This is a genomic window from Dyella sp. (assembly GCF_035277725.1).
Taxonomy (GTDB): domain Bacteria; phylum Pseudomonadota; class Gammaproteobacteria; order Xanthomonadales; family Rhodanobacteraceae; genus Dyella_B.
Genome location: NZ_DATEJY010000049.1, coordinates 1 through 18,360, shown reverse-complemented (window position 1 = coordinate 18,360; position 18,360 = coordinate 1). Strand labels below are relative to the sequence as shown.

General features: G+C 61.4%; 11 protein-coding genes. 5 read left to right on the top strand and 6 right to left on the bottom strand.

The genetic code is table 11. The features are described 5' to 3' along the window. Positions 1-7: 7 nt before the first annotated feature. The 5 genes from VJR68_RS04265 to VJR68_RS04245 all read right to left on the bottom strand — a co-directional run bounded on the left by VJR68_RS04265 (position 8) and on the right by VJR68_RS04245 (position 5,424). Positions 8-376: a hypothetical protein gene (locus VJR68_RS04265; RefSeq protein ID WP_324146313.1), complete on the bottom strand. Its 369-nt coding sequence runs from the start codon at positions 374-376 to the stop codon at positions 8-10. Between the two features lie 236 nt (positions 377-612). Then, entirely contained in the window at positions 613-897 is a 285-nt protein-coding gene (locus VJR68_RS04260) for a hypothetical protein (protein ID WP_324146312.1), read from the bottom strand. After that, positions 890-3,214 carry an FdhF/YdeP family oxidoreductase gene (locus VJR68_RS04255; RefSeq protein ID WP_324146311.1) on the bottom strand — a complete coding sequence of 775 codons (2,325 nt, stop codon included), beginning with the start codon at positions 3,212-3,214 and terminating at the stop codon, positions 890-892. The genes VJR68_RS04260 and VJR68_RS04255 overlap by 8 nt, the downstream gene beginning before the upstream one ends. A gap of 144 nt (positions 3,215-3,358) precedes the next feature. Continuing rightward, positions 3,359-4,744 (bottom strand): heavy metal sensor histidine kinase, encoded by a 1,386-nt coding sequence (locus VJR68_RS04250; RefSeq protein WP_324146310.1) that lies wholly within the window; start codon positions 4,742-4,744, stop codon positions 3,359-3,361. Beyond that, the gene (locus tag VJR68_RS04245; RefSeq protein ID WP_324146309.1) at positions 4,744-5,424 is read right to left on the bottom strand and encodes a heavy metal response regulator transcription factor; all 681 of its coding nucleotides are present in this window, start codon (positions 5,422-5,424) and stop codon (positions 4,744-4,746) included. Before VJR68_RS04245 ends, VJR68_RS04250 begins: the two co-directional genes overlap by 1 nt. A 283-nt stretch (positions 5,425-5,707) precedes the next feature. Between VJR68_RS04245 and VJR68_RS04240 the strand changes: the two genes are divergently transcribed. Genes VJR68_RS04240 through VJR68_RS04230 form a run of 3 tightly spaced genes read left to right on the top strand, consistent with a single transcriptional unit; the run spans position 5,708 to position 11,530 of the window. Beyond that, complete coding sequence (locus tag VJR68_RS04240; RefSeq protein ID WP_324146308.1) at positions 5,708-8,911, top strand: efflux RND transporter permease subunit; 3,204 nt, start codon at positions 5,708-5,710, stop codon at positions 8,909-8,911. Between the two features lie 13 nt (positions 8,912-8,924). Continuing rightward, the gene (locus VJR68_RS04235) at positions 8,925-10,067 is read left to right on the top strand and encodes an efflux RND transporter periplasmic adaptor subunit (protein WP_324146307.1); all 1,143 of its coding nucleotides are present in this window, start codon (positions 8,925-8,927) and stop codon (positions 10,065-10,067) included. A gap of 14 nt (positions 10,068-10,081) precedes the next feature. Next, positions 10,082-11,530, top strand: coding sequence for an efflux transporter outer membrane subunit (locus tag VJR68_RS04230; RefSeq protein WP_324146305.1), 1,449 nt, complete (start codon positions 10,082-10,084; stop codon positions 11,528-11,530). A gap of 485 nt (positions 11,531-12,015) precedes the next feature. On the opposite strand, the gene VJR68_RS04225 is transcribed toward VJR68_RS04230, so the two are convergent. Then, positions 12,016-13,242, bottom strand: a complete 1,227-nt coding sequence (locus VJR68_RS04225) for an MFS transporter (RefSeq protein ID WP_324146304.1) — start codon at positions 13,240-13,242, stop codon at positions 12,016-12,018. Between the two features lie 257 nt (positions 13,243-13,499). On the opposite strand from VJR68_RS04225, the gene VJR68_RS04220 reads away from it, so the two are divergent. Both VJR68_RS04220 and VJR68_RS04215 read left to right on the top strand, forming a co-directional pair. Beyond that, positions 13,500-15,911, top strand: a complete 2,412-nt coding sequence (locus tag VJR68_RS04220) for a GH92 family glycosyl hydrolase (protein ID WP_324146303.1) — start codon at positions 13,500-13,502, stop codon at positions 15,909-15,911. Between the two features lie 202 nt (positions 15,912-16,113). Further along, the coding region (locus tag VJR68_RS04215) for a TonB-dependent receptor plug domain-containing protein (RefSeq protein WP_324146302.1) at positions 16,114-18,360 on the top strand (2,247 nt) is incomplete at its 3' end.

Here is an 18,360-nt window from a genome sequence, read left to right as displayed (position 1 = left end):
GTTCACCTCAGGGCATCGGGTTGGCGCCCATATAAGCCGTCACTGCTCCCACCACGCTGGAGCAGGCGGCGATCAGCAGCGAAACCAGAGCGACCCCACCCAGCGACTTCTTTTTGTTGCGGGGCGAGAAGACCGTTGATAGCGAAGCCACGATGGCTATCGCCAGCAAGGATGCAGAAAATGCAAAAGCGCATGCGGTGACAAGCCAAGCGGGGTCGCCGTGAAGGTGGCCTTCAATGTAGGGATGACGCGCGATAATACCCACGTCGATGTCGCCACGTTGCGCGCCGTGCAAACAGTAAATGAAGATCAGGGCAGATAGGCCGCCGATGATCCATAACACGGTGACCTCGATGGCAGTTTGTTTCTTGTCCATGGTCTTTGCTTATCCCCCTGCGTCGCCGATGGGCAGCATACGTTAACTTTGCGGCGTGCCGACATCCTTACGTTTTCCTGTCTTCGGGATGTTGTCCGTGCACCGTCCGGACAAGGTGGACGGTTGTCCGCGGACAGAATGGGGGACGGTCTCCATGCCGAAAAACGGCGCCGTTATGCGGTTTTTCAGGCATCCATGCGGTTGGCATCAGCTATGCATTGCTTAGCTCGAAAGCCTCAATCACTGATCGGATGGAGAACCGCCATGAAATTCGAAACCTTGATGCTCAACAGCTTCTTCGCCGCTTGCGTAGCGATTTGCGTATCCACGCTGGCTGCCATGCTGGTGTAAGTCGCCACTGAATCATGGCTGCCCGCGATTTTTTTGAAGGAACATTGATGTTCCTGGTTAGCGCCATCTTTCAGTTGGAACGTACTGCAAACCTTGCAAGAACACTCGTCGCCCCTTGGTGGGCGTGAGCTTGGTACGCCACTGGCTACGGGGATTGCTGCATCACGCATCGGCGGGCAGCGCCTTCACGCGCGAGCGGCGCAGCGAGACGGGAACCGATTTGTACGTGGGCGTACCCGACTCGGGATCGAAGCTGTCCAGCCCGACCAGGCAATTGCCTTCGGGGTAGTAGATCGCCACTGTGCCGGCTGCGATGGGGTAGGCCACCGCGACAAAGCCGCGTACGGCGCGGGCATTGCCGTTGCTGTCTGCGGCGTGCGGGCCGACCACTTCCACGTCGATGCGGTCGCCATGCTGCAATCCGCTGGCTTTCAAGTCGTCCGCATTGACGAACACCACGTCGCGCCGTCCGGTGATGCCGCGGTAACGGTCGTTCAAGCTGTAGATGGTGGTGTTGTATTGGTCGTGCGAGCGGATCGTGGTGAGCTTCAGGTGTCGGGAAGGCAGCGTGGGATCTTCGTCCAGGCCGCGCGCCACAAGAAAATGGGCCTTGCCGTCCGGCGTGACCCACTTCTGTTCGGACGCGGCGATGTAGAGCCGAAAGCCGCCGGGTTGGCGAATACGTTCGTTGTAATCGAAGAAATCGGGATACACGATGGCGATCTTTTCGCGAATGCGATCGTAGTTGGCCACCAGCGCATCCCACTCGACGCGCGTGTTTGGCAGCGTGGCCTTGGCGATGTGCGCCACGATCCACGGCTCCGAGCGCAGGTGTTCGGAAGCAGGTTCCAGCTCGCCGGCCGAGGCGTGCACCATGGACATGGAATCTTCCACGGTGATGGACTGCGGGCCTTCGGTTTGGACGTCCAATTCCGTGCGGCCCAGGCAGGGCAGGATGATGGACTGTTTGCCGATAAGCAGGTGCGAGCGGTTGAGCTTGGTGGTGATATGCACCGCCATGTCGAGGTTGCGCAGCGCGGCGAAGGTGGCTTCCGGATCGGACATGGCCACGGCGAGGTTGCCGCCCAGGCTGATCAGCACTTTCGATTGGCCGTCCCGAATCGCCTGGATGGCACGCACGGCATCGTGGCCGTGTTCTTTCGGTGCGGTGAAGCCGAACGCGCGCTGGATGCCGGCGATCAGCGCATCGTTGGGTTTCTCCGTAATGCCGACCGTGCGGTTGCCCTGCACGTTGGAATGGCCGCGCAGCGGGCAGATGCCGGCACCTTCGCGGCCGATGTTTCCGCGCAACAACAGCAGGTTGGCAATTTGCTGCACGTTCTCCGTGCCGTGCGCGTGCTGCGTGATGCCCATGCCATAACACACGATGACGCGCTTGGCCTTGGCGTAGACCTTGGCGATCGCCTCGATTTCCTCGCGCGACAGGCCGCACCTGGCAACAATCGCATCCCACGAAGTGGCATCGATATCGGCCTTTAGTACATCGATGCCGGTGGTGTGCTCACGGATGAATTCGTGATCAAGCACGCCGCCCACGCCTTTGCTGGTGGCGCTCCGATCTTCATTGAACAGCCACTTCATCACGCCTTTCAGCATGGCCAGGTCGCCGCCCGACCTGATCTGGTAATACGTGGAGGCAATCGGCGTGGACATGCCGGCCACCATCTCCACCGGATCTTGCGGCGAGGTGAAGCGTTCCAGCCCGCGCTCAGGCAGGGGATTGACCGCGATGATCGGTACGCCGCGCCTGGCGACCTCACGCAAGGTGGCGAGCATGCGCGGATGGTTGGTGCCGGGGTTGTGGCCGATGCAGAACAGTGCGTCGCAATGATCGAAATCATCCAGCGTCACCGTGCCTTTGCCCACGCCGATGGATTGCGGCAGGCCGACACTGGTGGCTTCGTGACACATGTTCGAGCAATCGGGGAAGTTGTTCGCGCCGTATTCGCGCACGAATATCTGATACAGAAACGCCGCTTCGTTGGAGGCGCGGCCGGAGGTGTAGAACTCCGCCATGCGAGGATCGGGCACCGCGCGCAGCGCTTCGCCGATGCGCTGCATGGCCTTGCTCCATTCGATGGCGACGTAGGTATCGGTGTTGGCGTCGTACGCCATGGGGTGGGTAATGCGGCCCAGGCTTTCCAGCGCGTAGTCGCTGAGGTCCCACAGCGAGGTCACGGTATTGGCGGCGAAGAACTCCGGTCGCACGCGTTTGGCCGTTGCTTCCCACGAAACTGCCTTGGCGCCGTTTTCGCAGAACTCGAACGAGCTGGTGTGCTTGGGATCGGGCCACGCGCAGCCGGGACAGTCGAAGCCGGCCGGCTTGTTCACGCGGCGCAGCGCGGCGGTCTCGCGGCCGATCGCCATCTGACCGCCGATGGCTTTGGCGACGGCACGCAAGGCGCCCCAACCGCCAGCCGGGCCGTCGTAGGTGCTTACGCCTGGGATTTTGGTTTTGCTGGCCATGATGATGTCTCGATGAGTCTTTGCGTAGGTTGGGGTGCTAACCCCACCGGTGTGATGCATGAGCCGCGTAGGTTGGGTTGGCGCAGCGTAACCCAACATGTGCGGCCCGACGTGTTGGGTTACGCTGCGCCAACACAACCTACCTCACGGCTTGGGAAAATGCAGCGTAAAACACGTAACGCCCGCATGACTCCGCACCGACACCGACCCGCCATGCAATTCCATGATGCTTTTCACGATCGACAGCCCCAACCCCGTGGACGACGCCGAATCGCTGCGTGATCGATCCACGCGATAGAAGCGATCAAACAATTTGTCCAGGTGCTCCGGTTCAATGCCCTTGCCAGGGTTCTCCACGCTTACATCCACACCTTGCTCGGTCTCGACGGCGCGCAGGTGAATCGCGTTCCCGGCAGGCGTATAGCGCAACGCGTTGGAAAGCAGGTTGTTCACGGCACGGCGAAACAGATCGCGATCGGCGTGCACGGTCGCCGCTGCGTCCACTTCGGTCGTCACGCCAGCCTCCGCTGAAAGTCCCTCGAAGTAATCGGCAATGCGCTGCAGTTCCAGTTCCGTATCCAGTTCTACGCGCTGCATCGCAAATTGCGGGCTCTCCGCGCGCGCCAGGAACAGCACGCTTTCGATGGTGCGGCTGACGCGGTCGCATTCCTCGATATTGGAGCCAAGCAGCGCCTCGTATTCGTCCAGGGAGCGGCGACGGTTCAAGGCGACTTCGTTCGCGCCACGCAGATTGCCGAGGGGTGTGCGCAGGTCGTGCGCCAGATCCACGGTGAATTGCCATACGCGCGCAAAGCCTTGTTCCAGGCGTGCAAGCATGTCGTTCAACGACGCGGCCAGGGCGAGCAATTCGGTCGGCGCATCTTCCAGCGGCATGCGCGTGCTGAGGCGCTGCGCGGTGATCGCAGATGCGCTCTCCGCCATGGCCCTGAGCGGACGCAGCGCACGGTGCACCAGCAGATAGCTCAGCAAGACCGCCACCAGCAAACCCGCCAGCAAGGAAAGCCATACGTCGCCGCGGTATTTGTCGAGCAAGGCGGTGCGGTCGGCCAGCGAACGTGCCACGGCAATGGTTACCGAATCGCCATTTTTCAGCGTGGCCACCGTTGCGACGCCGCGTATCTCGTTGCCGTCATGGTCTTTCCACGACTGGATGCTTTCCGGCACGATGCGCTGGTTTTCCGGTACGACCGGCTGGGCAGGCAGCTCGTAGCCCAGCGGAACGTGATCGATCAGCAACCGGCCGCCGCGATCGACAACGCGCAAGCCGTTGGCATTGTCGCCCAGCACCAAGGCGATCAGCCGGTCCTTGTGCGCAGCGAGATCGTCGGCCGATTGCAGCTCTTCGGCCAGCCGGCGCAGATGCCGCGCATCCAGCATGATGTTGGTCTGGTCATGGATATAGACGCGCCGCGAAACCACCTTGAACAGCAGCAGGCCCACCACGCTGAAGCAAGCCACGGTGATCACCACGAACGTGATGGTGAGCCGCGCGGTGAGAGACAGGCGCATTACTCGTCCTCGTGTTCGAGATCGAGCACGTAGCCCATGCCGCGCACGGTGTGGATAAGTTTCACGTCGAAACCTTCGTCGATCTTCGTGCGCAGCCGGCGAATGGCGACTTCCACCACATTGGTGTCACTGTCGAAATTCATGTCCCACACGTAGGAAGCGATTTGCGTGCGGCTCAGCACTTCGCCACGGCGGCGCGCCAGCAGTTGCAGCAACGAAAATTCGCGTGGCGTGAGTTCGATGCGCTGGCCGGCGCGCCGCACGCGCCGGCGGATGGCATCGATTTCCAGATCGCCGATGTGCACGTGTTCCACGTCGCGCGGTGGGCCGCGGCGGAGCAGGGTGCGGATGCGTGCCAGCAGTTCGACGAAGGCGAAGGGTTTGACCAGATAATCGTCAGCGCCCAGTTCCAGGCCGCGAACGCGCTCTTCCAGTTCGTCCATGGCGGTGAGGAACAGCACGGGCGTATCGCGCTTGGCGCGCAGGCGCTTGAGCACCTCCCAGCCATCCATGCCCGGCAGCATGATGTCGAGCACGATCAACGCATAGTCTTCTTCCAGCGCGTTATGCAAGCCATCGATGCCGTTGGTGGCGATGTCGACGGTGAAGCCGGATTCCTCGAGACCCTTTTTCAGGTACTCGCCGGCTTTCTTTTCGTCTTCGACTACGAGCAGGCGCATGGGGGTTCTCGCCCTTGGGGTAGGCAGATCATAGTCGTATGCCTGGACGCCTGCGATTACAAAATTGTCAGGCGCGTCTAACTGCGATGCCCACGTAGGCTGGGATGAAATCCCGGCATCAGGAAGCCCAAGCAAGCTGGGATTGTCATCCCTGCCTACAGGGGCCGCGGCGCTCCACGATTACAAAATCGTCAGGAACCTGTCAGTACCCGGCAAGCGCCCGGCGCCTAGCCTCTGAACCATCTTCCGTTCAAAGGCCGGTTGGGCCGGCAAGGGGTTCGAGATGTGGATCGTTCACCTGGCGCTGCGCCGGCCGTATACCTTCGTGGTGCTGGCGTTGCTGCTGTTCATCATCGGCCCGCTGATGATCCTGCGCACGCCCACGGATATTTTCCCGAACATCAATATCCCGGTATTGAGCATCGTCTGGACTTACAACGGCTTTTCCGCCGATGACATGGCCAACCGGATCACCACGCCATTCGAGCGTGCGCTCACCTCCGACGTGGACAACATCGAGCACGTGGAATCGCAGACCGTCAACGGCACGTCGGTAATCAAGGTGTATTTCCACCAGGGCGCGGACATCAACCGCGCGATCGCCGAGGCGGTGTCCAGCGCGCAGTCGATCATTCGCGTGCTGCCGTCGGGCACGTTGCCGCCGCTGGTGATCTCCTATAACGCGTCCACCGTGCCGATCCTGCAGCTGGCGCTATCCAGCAAGACGCTCTCCGAGCAGCAACTGTACGACCTGGGCAACAACTTCATCCGCACGCAGCTCGCCACGGTGCAGGGCGCGGCGGTGCCGCTGCCGTTTGGCGGCAAGGTGCGGCAGGTGGTGGTGGATCTCAACGCGCAAGCCATGCAGGCGCGTGGCCTGTCGCCGCTGGATGTGGTCAATGCGGTCAATGCGCAGAACCTGATCTTGCCTGGCGGCACGGCGAAAATCGGTACGCGGGAATACAACGTCAACATGAATGGCAGCCCGGCCACGGTGGCCGAGTTGAACGACATGCCGGTCAAGGCGACGCAAGGCGGCGTGATCTACCTGCGTGACGTGGCGAACGTGCGTGACGGCTATGCGCCGCAAACCAATATCGTGCGCGTGAACGGCACGCGCTCGGCCTTGCTGCAGGTGGAAAAAAGCGGTGACGCCTCGACGCTGGACATCATCCAGAACGTCAAGAACCTGCTGCCAAAGATCGCCGCCGGTTTGCCGAAGGCGCTGCAGATCAAGCCGGTATCCGATCAATCGATTTTCGTCAGCTCGGCCGTGGCCGGCGTGGTGCGCGAGGGGGTGATTGCCGCGGGGCTTACCGCGCTGATGATCCTGCTGTTCCTGGGCAGCTGGCGCGCCACGCTGATCATCGCCATCACCATTCCGCTGGCCGTGATCACTTCGTTGATCGTACTGTCGGCGCTGGGCCAGACCATCAACATCATGACGCTGGGCGGCCTGGCGCTGGCGGTCGGCATTCTGGTCGATGACGCCACGGTGGCGATCGAGGCGATCAGCCATCATCGCGATGGCGGCAAGCCGCTGATGCAGGCGATTGTCGATGCCTCCGCGCAGATTGCGTTGCCGACGCTGGTGTCGACGCTTTCCATCTGCATCGTGTTCCTGCCGATGTTCCTGCTGTCGGGCGTGGCGCGCTATCTATTCGTGCCGCTGGCCGAAGCGGTGGTGTTCGCGATGTTGGCATCCTACGTGTTCTCGCGCACGCTGATTCCCACGCTTGCCATGTACATGCTCAAGCATGAGAAGCGCGCTGGGCAGGATGGCGCAGGGCGGTTCCAGGCGCTGCGCCGCTTTCAGCAACGCTTCGAGCGCAGCTTTGATGCCTTGCACGGCAAGTACAAGAACGCGTTGCAAACAGCGATCGCGAATCCAAAGCGAGTTGCGTTGATTTTCGCCATTGCCTGCGGCGCGTCGCTGCTGTTGCTTCCCTTCCTTGGCCGCGATTTCTTCCCCACCTCCGACACCGGTGAAATCCGCCTGCACCTGCGTGCGCAGACCGGCACGCGCATCGAGCAGACTGCGCGCCTGGTGGACCTGGTGGAGCAGCGCATCCGCGGCATGATTCCGGCCTCCGAGCTGGATACGGTGATCGACAACATCGGCCTGCCGGTCAGCGGCATCAACATGACCTACGACTCCTCGTTGCCGGTTGGGTCGTCCGACGCAGATATCCTGATCAGCCTGAAGGCCGATCACAAACCCACCGCGCATTACGAGACACTGCTGCGCGATCGCCTCAATCAGGAATTCCCCGGTATCACGTTCTCCTTCCTGCCGGCGGACATCATCAGCCAGACGCTGGATTTCGGCTTGCCGTCGCCGATCGACGTGCAGATCGTGGGCAAGGACAGCGCCGGCAATCGCCAAGTGGCGGAAGGCTTGCTGCGCTCCTTGCGCAATGTGCCCGGCCTGGTCGATCCGCGCATCCAGCAGCCGGATGACGCACCGTCGATCAACGTCAACGTCGATCGCGTCAAGGCGCTGGAGGCCGGCTTCCAGCAGCGCACGATTGCGCAGGATCTGTTGATTGCGCTCTCCGGCAGCTCGCAGACCTCGCCGAATTTCTGGCTGAATCCCAAGAACGGCGTGAGCTATCCGCTGCTGACCGAATCGCCGCAATACACCATCGATTCGTTGCAGGCGCTGGGCAATATTCCGCTGAGCGTTACGACCGGCAGTAACCCGCAGGGCGCGCCGCCAATTCTCGGTTCGCTCAGCAGCGTGTCACGTACGTCGCAGGATGCCGTGGTGTCGCACTACAACGTGCAGCCGGTGATCGACATCTTTGCCGGTGTGCAAGGGCGCGATCTGGGTTCCGTGTCGAACGACGTGCAGAAGCTGGTGAAGCAGGCCGAGGAGCAACTGCCGGCCGGTACCAGCATCGTCGTGCGCGGCGTGGTGCAGACCATGCAGTCCTCGTTCCAGGGCTTGCTGTTCGGTCTGCTGTTTGCGGTGCTGCTGGTGTACGCGCTGATGGTGGTGAATTTCCAGTCGTGGGTAGATCCCTTGGTGATCATCAGCGGCCTGCCGGGTGCGTTGGCGGGTATCACGTGGATGTTGTACGTCACCCACACCACCATCAGCGTGCCGGCGTTGACGGGCGCGATCATGTGCGTGGGCATTGCCACCGCCAACAGCATTTTGGTGGTGAGCTTCGCGCGGGAGCGCCTGGCGGCTGGCGCCACGCCGATCGAAGCGGCATTCGATGCTGGCGGCACGCGTTTCCGCCCCGTGTTGATGACGGCATTGGCGATGCTGATCGGCATGCTGCCCATGGCGCTGGGCCTGGGCGATGGCGGCGAGCAGAACGCGCCGCTGGGCCGTGCCGTGATCGGCGGCCTGCTGTTCGGCACGGTGGCCACGCTGGTGTTCGTGCCGACGATCTTCGCCGCCGTGCACCAGTGGCTGCGCGCGCACGCGGGCACGCCGGAAGACGAATCCTCCCCCTTGCCTTATCCCTCGGTTTGACCGGAGCCGACTCATGAATCGCTCGAAATCACGACTGATCATTACGCTGGTGGCGGTGGCTGTGTGTTCGGCGCTCGTCGCCGGCGGCCTGCCGCGACTGATCGCACACAACCAGGTGGCGCAGCAGACGGCAGCCTTGAGCAAACCCACCGTCGCCGTGATCACGCCCACGCGTGCCTCCACGCAACAGGATTTAATGCTGCCCGGCGATATCCAGGCCTATCAGCGCGCCGCGATCTATGCGCGCACCAGTGGCTATTTGAAAGCCTGGTATGCCGATATCGGCACGCATGTGCACAGCGGCCAATTGCTGGCCGAGATCGAGGCGCCTGAAGTGGATGCGCAGCTTGATCAGGCGCGCTCGGATGCGGCCATGGCGTCGGCCAATTACCAGATTGCCAAGGTCACGGCGGATCGCTGGGCGGATTTGCTCAAGAAAAATGCGGTATCGAAGCAGTCCGCCGAGGAAAACATCAGCATCATGAAGGCGAAGCAAGCTACGATGGCGGCCGCGCTCGCCAATGTGAAACGGCTGGAGCAATTGCAGTCCTATCAGAAGGTGTATGCGCCGTTCGATGGCGTGATCACCGTGCGCAATGTGGATGTCGGTGCGTTGATCGATGCCGGCAGCAGCAGTGCGCCGGCCGCGTTGTTCGAGCTGTCGCAAACCGATCGGCTGCGTGTTTTCGTCAACGTGCCGCAGGACGACGCACCTTATGTTGCCGCTGGCACCAAGGCTCAATTGAGCTTGTCGCAGTATCCCGGCCGCACTTTCGGCGGCGCGGTGGCGCGCACGTCCGGCGCTATCGATCCGCGCAGCCGCACCTTGCGCGTGGAAGTGGACATGGACAATCCGGACGGCACTTTGCTGCCCGGTGCATTTGCCCAGGTCAGCCTGACGCTTGCCAACGCAAATCCCGGCCTTTCGCTGCCCGCCAATGCCTTGCTGTTCCGCCCGCATGGCGTGCAGGTGGCGGTGATCGATACGCATGGCGTGGTAAGCCTTCGCACGGTCACGCTGGGTCGCGATTTCGGCACGCGCGTGGAAATTCGCAGCGGACTTGAAGGCAACGAGCAGGTCGTCATCAACCCCAGCGATGCCATCAGTGCGGGGCAGGCGGTTCGTATCAATCAACATCCCGCCACCTCGGCGTGATGAGGAGCGCGGTCATGGTCGCACACAAGCACGCGATGAAATTCGCTTATCTGCTGGCAGCGGTGATGGGTATCGCGGCCATGTCGGGCTGCACACCTGGTCACGCTTATGTGCGGCCGTCGGTAACGGTGCCCACGCATTACAAGGAAAGCGCGCCGCCGCAAGGTTGGGTGGCTGCGCAGCCTGGCGACGTCGCGGATCGCGGCGAATGGTGGAAGGTATTCGGCGATGCCACGCTGGACGAACTGGAAGCGCGGGTCGACGTGGGCAACCAGAACATCCAGAAAAGCATGGCCAATCTGCAACAGGCGCGCGCGATGATCGGTGTGGCGCGCTCGTCGTATTTCCCGCAGGTGACGGCAGGTGCGGATGCCAATGGCAATCACACCTCCAAGGACGTGCTCGGTCATTCGTTGGCCGGGCGTACCGTGCAGGATTACGCCGCAGGTGTAAGCGCGTCCTGGGAGCCCGATCTGTTCGATCGCATTGGTCACGCCGTGGATGCTGCCAACGCGCGTGCGCAGGCCAGCGACGCGGATCTCGCATCGATGCGCTTGAGCATGCATGCGGAACTTGCGCTCGATTACGGGGACTTGCGTCAGATCGACGTGGAAGCGGCGTTGGTGAAGCAACTGGTCGACAACTACGCCAAGGCGAAGGACCTGGTGCAGACGCAATTCGATGGCGGCATTGCATCGGAATCGGCATTGGAACAGGCCGAAACGCAACTGCAGGCAGCCAAGGCACAGTGGATTGATCTGGGCGAAGCACGCGCGCAACGCGAGCATGCCATCGCCGTGTTGATGGGCATGCCGCCGGCGGATTTCAGCCTGGCGCCGGTAGACAAAGCGTTGCCGTTGCCCGCGATTCCGGTTGGTTTGCCGTCCACCTTGCTGCAACGCCGTCCCGATATCGCAGCGGCGGAGCGCCGTGTGGCGGCCGCCAATGCCGACGTCGGCGAAGCGACGTCCGCGTTCTTTCCCGATCTGGTGATCTCCGCCACCGGCGGTTTTGAAAGCTCGCATCTGGCCCAATTGGCCACACTGCCAAGCCGCTTCTGGGCGATCGGTCCGGCCCTGATCGGCACCTTGTTTGATGGCGGGCGCCGTCATGCGCAGTTATCTGCAGCTGAAGCCGCGCGCGATGCGGCAGCGGCGGATTATCGACAGACGGTGTTGAGCGCGTTCCAGCAAGTGGAAGACAACTTGGCATCGCTGCATGTGCTGTCCGATGAATCGATAGCGCAGCAGCGTGCAGTGGATGCGTCGTCAAAGGCGGCTGATCTGGCGCTGGTTCGCTATCAGGATGGCGCTACCGATTATCTGGAAGTGGTGACGACGCAGAGCGTGAACCTGGCGCAGACGCGCGCGCTGGTGGAGCTGTCGCGGCGCAGGTTTGCGGCGGATGTGGGGTTGATCAAGGCGGTGGGTGGGGTTTGGCAGGTGAAGCACCGAATCCCTTAAGGGCATTTCTATAAATCAACACATCCGTTTCTGAATGCCCGGGATGGCCATTTCGGCGTAGGTTGGGGTGCGAACCCCAACATAGCGTGATGATCGGCATGGCGATGTTGGGGTTCGCACCCCAACCTACGGTTCTGGATTCCAGCCGTTTGCGGCAATGGTCGAGAGGCCCGCTTCGCTTGAGAGCCATTTATAGCAGTGCCCTTAGGCCTCGTCGCCCCGGCGAAAGCCGGGGCCCAGTGACTTTGAGGATCTGAGAAGTCGCTGGGCGATTTGCTTCGCTCACTCCTTCGGGGCCATCCTTCGGATGTTCTCCGCGCTTCGCGCTACGTCCGGCTTTCGCCGGGACGACGATGTAACAGACATCACCGCGTTCCTCAGAACCGCTCTCCCACCATCTCCTCACTCTTTACCCAAAGCGTAGGCTGGGATGAAATCCCAGCACCGCCACGCATGATCATGCTGGGATTTCATCCCAGGCTACGTCAGCTCATCGAGTACGCATCACGTTCATGGCGAAGCATCCGCGCGCAGCCACACCAAAGAACAAGCGCAGCCACCGCGATCGCACCCAGCAACAGAAACGCCGCGCGAAAACCAAAGACATCCGCGATCGCGCCACCCAGCAAGGGACTCAAGGCCGCGCCAATACCCTGCATGGTCATCACCGCACCTTGCCCGGCATTCACGCGGCCGGTGCCTTGCAGCAGCGATGCCACCATCGCCGGCACCGCCACGCTTTGCAGACCGGCGCCGATGCCATCAAGCGCTTGCACAGGCCAAACGCCCCAGCTCTTGATCAGGTGCGCAGCCACCACGCAACGCACGGGCAGGGCGATGAAGGTCAGCAACAGCACGAACCAGTGACCGTGCTTTCGCATCCAGCCAATCGCCAGCATCGACATCGCCACCATCACCACTTGCGCAACCACAATGGTGGCCGCCGTAAACAGCGCGGGATTGCCTTGATGCGCTGCCACCACCGCCATGCCGTACAACGGCAGCATGGCGGCATTGGCAAGATGAAAAAGCAGCAGCGCGCAACTCAGGATCAGCAGCGGCTTGCAGATCAGCAATACGCGAAAGCCGGACATGCGATCATCGTTTGCACTCGGCTGTTCCCAGCCGCGCGCGGCGCGATGATCAATCACGCGGGACGGAATCAGCAGCACGCTCACTATCGCCAAGCCTGCGAAAAGCACCGCCAAGACGAACACCGCCACAAAGCCGAAGCGCCAGGCGAATATGCCGGACAATCCCGCACCGATCACATTACCGGCATGGTTGAAAGCTTGGTTGCGCCCGAACTGATGATCGAATCCGGCTTTGCGCACCATGCCCAGCGTGATGCCGGCCAATGCCGGTCCCAGCGCGGCGCCCGACAACGCCGTGGCGATCTGCGATGCCACCACGGCCAGCATCGAGGGCGAGATCCATAACAGCGCCGACGCCACTGTCGTGAGCAAGCAACTTGCCACGACCAACCCGCGCTTGCGCCGCGTGTCATCCACCAGCACACCGGCCGGGGCGGTAGCCAGCATGCCGATCACGCCGGCCAAGGTCATGACGGCACCGATGTCGCCGGTATGCCAGCCGCGCGCTTGCAGGAACACGCCGAGGAAAGGACCGATGCCGGCCTGCACGTCGGCGGCGAAAAAGTTGAGTGCTTCCAGTGCACGTCGTCCGGGCACTGTGGATGCGGCGGTATTCACGTCTGCCGCGCCTCGCAAGGAAGTTGCACTGAGCGCGGAGCATACGGCGAAGGCCGTTCGCAAGTTTTCACAGGTTACCAACCATGACGATGGTCATATGTCCCTGGCTGTCATTAAGTATTATTTTTGGCCTAAAGGGACAGTTGTCATGAAAAGCGTATAGGCGTCCAAAGCGGTGAAGGGCGCGTGTGCGCATTTTTTCGGACTGTCATTTAGATCGATTTAAATTCGATAAATTCATGATGGGGCGAATGGGCATGGGCTTTTCCTTGCAGCAGATCTCGGCTTTGCGTTGGCAGTGCAGGGTGCTGCTGGCCAGCGGTCTTTTCGCAGTAACGAGTGTTGCCAGCGCAGGGCAGCCGAACGGGTTTGCCGACAAGGTCAACCCATTGATCGGCAGCAGCAATGGTGGCAATACCTATCCCGGCGCGGTGATGCCGTTCGGGATGTTGCAGTGGAGTCCGGAGAATACGCGCGGCAAGCATGTGCGTACTGCGTCGCCCAGCGGCTATCAATACGATGCCAGGCGCATACGCGGTTTCAGCCTCACGCATCTCTCCGGTGCCGGTTGTGCTGGCGCAAGCGGGGACGTACCGATGATGCCGGTGACGTTGCCGGTCACGACATCGCCCTCGGCCGATCTTCGCGATGAGCGCTACGCGGCGGACTTCCGCCACGAAGACGAACACGCCACGCCAGGCGGTTACCAGGTGAAGCTCGCCAATGGCGTGGATGTCACGCTCGCCGCAGCCACGCGCAGCGGCATGGCGAGTTTCAACTTTCCCGTGCATCAGCCGGCTAATCTCTTGATACGCACGTCCGATTCGGAAGTGGGCAGCAGCGATGCATCCGTCGACGTCGATGCGAAAACGCAAACGGTCAGCGGCTCGGTCAATAGCGGCAATTTCTGCGGTTATCTGGCCAAAGCCGATCAACGCAGCTATTACACGCTGTATTTCGTGGCGCAATTCGATCGGCCCTTTACGGCGAACGGCACCTGGCAGGATGCGCGCGTGCAAAGCGGAGCGACCGCTGCCAGAGGCGGCACCGGCTATGACGCGAAAGGTTTTCCCACGCCGGGCAAGGGCTCGGGCGCATGGGTGGCGTTTGATCCGGCCAAGGGTCCGGTGCACGTGCGAGTGGGCATTTCCTATGTCAGCCTGGATAACGCGCGCGCCAATCTGAAGGCGGAAATCGCCACGGACGCAACGGTGGCGCAAGTGGCGCAACACGCCAAGGATGCCTGGAACGACCTGCTTGGCCGCATCGCGGTCGATGGCGGCAGTGCCGAACAGCAAACGGTGTTCTACACGGCGCTGTATCACTCGCTGTTGCATCCGAACATCTTCAGCGACGTCAATGGCGAATACTTTGGGTTCGATCAACGCGTTCATCGCCTCGAAGGCAAGCAGAAAAACCAGTACGCCAATTTCTCCGGCTGGGATGTCTATCGCTCCCAGTTGCAGCTCGTGACGTGGTTGTTGCCCGATGTCGGCAGTGATATCGCGCAATCGCTGTACAACCAGGCAAGCCAGAACGACGGCGAATGGGATCGCTGGACGCACAACAGCGGCGGTACGCATGTGATGAGCGGCGATCCATCCGTGCCTGCGCTGGCGGGTATCTATGCGTTCGGCGGCCGCGATTTTGACCTGCAAGGCGCGTATGCCTCGTTGCTGCACGCCGCAACCGTGTCCACGGCGCATGACCTTTCCGACGACGGTTGCAACGTGGAATGCGTAGGTCAGCGGCCATCGCTCGACCAATGGCTGAAGCTGCATTACATCGCCACGCAATCGCATTCGTGGGGCGGCGCGGCCGAAACGCTGGAAGACGCGACGGCGGATTTTGCGCTATCGCAACTGGCCGAAGATGTGCACGACAGCGCGAATGCGCAACATTTTCTGGCGCGCGCCGGCTATTGGCGCAATCTCTACAACCCCAAGGCCACGCCACAGGAAGGCTATATCCAGAACCGCAACGCTGACGGCAGCTGGCCGGCGTTTTCGCCCGGATCCGATGATGGCTTCGTCGAAGGCAGCGCAGCGGTGTACGTGTGGATGGTGCCGTTCGATGCACAGGGTTTGTTCCAGGCGATGGGCGGCACGGCCAAGGCGAGCGCGCGGCTGGATCGCTTCTTTCATGACGAACATGGCAACTGGGCGGTGACCAATGCCGGCCCGTTGCATGCCGAGTTGAACAACGAACCCTCGGTGGAAACACCATGGCTCTACGACTTCGCGGGGCAGCCTTATAAAACGCAGGACGTCGTCCGCACCGTGCTCGAGCGTTATTGGAAAAACGCGCCCGATGGTATTCCCGGCAACGACGATCTGGGCGAAATGTCGTCCTGGTGCGTGTGGTCGGCATTGGGGCTTTATCCGGAAATTCCCGGACGCGCGGAATTGCTGGTGAGCAGCCCGCTGTTTGTGCATGCCGTGGTGCATCGCGCCGATGGCGACGTGACGATCGATGCGCCGGATGCGTCGAATGGAAACCGGTTCATCCATGCCATGTCGGTAGATGGACATGCGTACGCCAGGCCTTGGCTGCCGTCGTCATTCGCGGCACATGGTGGGCATCTGCGCTTTGAACTTCAGCGCATCACCGACAACGCATGGGGCAGCAAGTCAGTGGATGCGCCGCCTTCTTTCTCGGCGAGGGGCTGAGAGGGATTTTTTTTCTTGTTGATTTAGATCGATCGAAGCAGACATTCCAGACCAAGCGATCGATGGGGTTTTGGAGCAAGCAGCCCGGAACGGCAGGGGAAGGCAGAGCAAGCGCTCAGTACGGGCTGTGGTGGATAGGGAACGTCGGGCATCGCCGCGTGTGCGGCGAATTGACTGTGACGTACGGGGAGGAACGCACCTGATGAAGACGCAATGGATGTACGTATGTGCGGCATCGCTATTGGCCTGTTCCATTTCGCAGGCTTTGGCACAACAAGCGGCGTTGCCGGCGCAACAAAATTCGGTGACCGGCAATAGCTCATCGAACGACAATTCGCAGAACGACCAGGATCAGAACAAGCCCAAGAAACTGAAGATCGTGCAAGTCACCGGTTCGCTGATCCCGCAGGCGCAGATCGAGGGGTCGTCACCGGTCACCACCATCACCGCCAAGGACATCGAGAAACAAGGTTTCGTCGATACCTACGATGCCTTGCGTTCGCTCCCGGTTGCGAACGGTTCGGTGCAGGATCCGCAATTCACCGGCGGCTACACGCCGGCTGCGAAAACCATCAGCCTGTTCGGCCTGAGCCCGGACTTTACCCTGACCTTGCTCAATGGCCGGCCGATGGCCAGTTACCCGCTGGCTTACAACGGCAGCTTGAACATCACCGATATTTCCAACATCCCGGTGGGCTTGATCGATCGCATCGACGTGCTGACGGGTGGTGCATCATCCATCTACGGCTCGGCCGCGATTGCCGGCGTAGTGAATATCGTGCTGAAGGATCACGTCGAAGGCACGCACATCGGTTTCCGTTATGGCACTTACTCCGAGGGCGGCGGTGCCAGCAAGCGTTTGCAGATCAGCTCCGGGCATACGTGGGGGAATCTGGATGTCAGCGGCGGCGTGCAGCTGTCCAAGGAGAACCCGATCTGGGGCTATCAGCGCAGCTATATCGATTCGCAGGATGACGATCCGGATGTGGCAGGACGCGTCAACTCGCGCAGCTTTCTGCGCCTGAATTCCGGCATCGATCAATACATCGACCCTGGCGCTGCCACCTGCGCGCCGTTGAGCTACTTGTATCGCGGCAGCACCACGTACAGCTATCGGCCGGGCCTGGGCTACTACTGCGGCAGCCCCAAGAACGTCGGCAATGCCACGCTTTCCAACGACGAAACCGATGCCAATGGCCTGCTGCAGCTGCGCTATCACATCAACGATCACACCACGTTGTATGCCGATACCTTGTATAGCTACAGCAATCCCACCTACGTGGGTGGCAGTCCGTTCTGGAACAACACGTTCTACAACCAGACCAGCGGGCAATACGAGGAGTGGCAGCGCATCTTCGCGCCGGAGGAAGCCGGTTCCGATGCGGGTGAGCAGCATGTGTTCACCAAGACGTACAACGTGAGCATTGGTGTGCGCGGCGAGCTGTTCGACAATTGGAATTACGACGCCTACTACAACCGCTCGCAGACGGACCTGGTGCGCAAGTCGCGTGATTTTCTTGCCAACAATGGCGTCGATAAGTACTACCTCGGGCCGCAGCTTGGCGTGGATGCGAACGGCTACAACATTTACGCGCCCAACTTGAATCGCTTGTATCAGCCAATCACTCCAGCGCTGTATAACGAATTCACCGCGGTCGATCGCGCGGCGTCCACCTCCTGGACGCAGAACGAAACCTTCACCGCCAACACCACCAGCCTGTTCTCGCTACCGGCAGGCGATGTGGGTGCCGCGCTGATCGCCCAGACCAGCAATCAGCGATTTGCCAACGCCTCGGCCAGCCCGCTTGCGGCGGAAGGTTATTTCCGTGGTATTGGCGGCACCACCACGGCGGGCGGCGCGAGCAGCCAGTTTGCCTTTGGCGGCGAACTGCAGGTACCGCTGTTCAAGCAATTGACGGCAGACGTGTCAGCGCGCTTCGATAAATACGATTACGGTGGAAGAGGGCACGGGCGCCCGACCTACAAGCTTGGCCTGGAATACCGCCCGTTCGACACGCTGCTGGTGCGCGCCAGCGCTGCCACGGCATTCCGCGCGCCCGATCTGTTCTATCTGTTCTCGGCGCACAGCAGCGGTTACAGCACCAACACGGACTACTACAAATGCCGTCTGGCCGGCTACAACCCGGCCACGTATGGGCAGTGCCCGTACAACGGTCTATCGATTCTTGCGGTGACTTCCGGCAATACCAACCTGATGGACATCACCGCCAAGACATATACGGCCGGCTTCGTCTGGTCCACTTCGGACAATCGCCTGAGCTGGTCGGTGGATTACGACATCATCCGCGTCAACAACGAAGTGGTGACGCTGAGCACCGATCAAATCCTGTCGGAAGAAGCCAACTGCCGGCTCGGCGTGTCGGACAATGGCGAGCAGACCTACGACATCAACTCGCCGACCTGCCAGCAGGTGCTTGGCGAGGTGCAG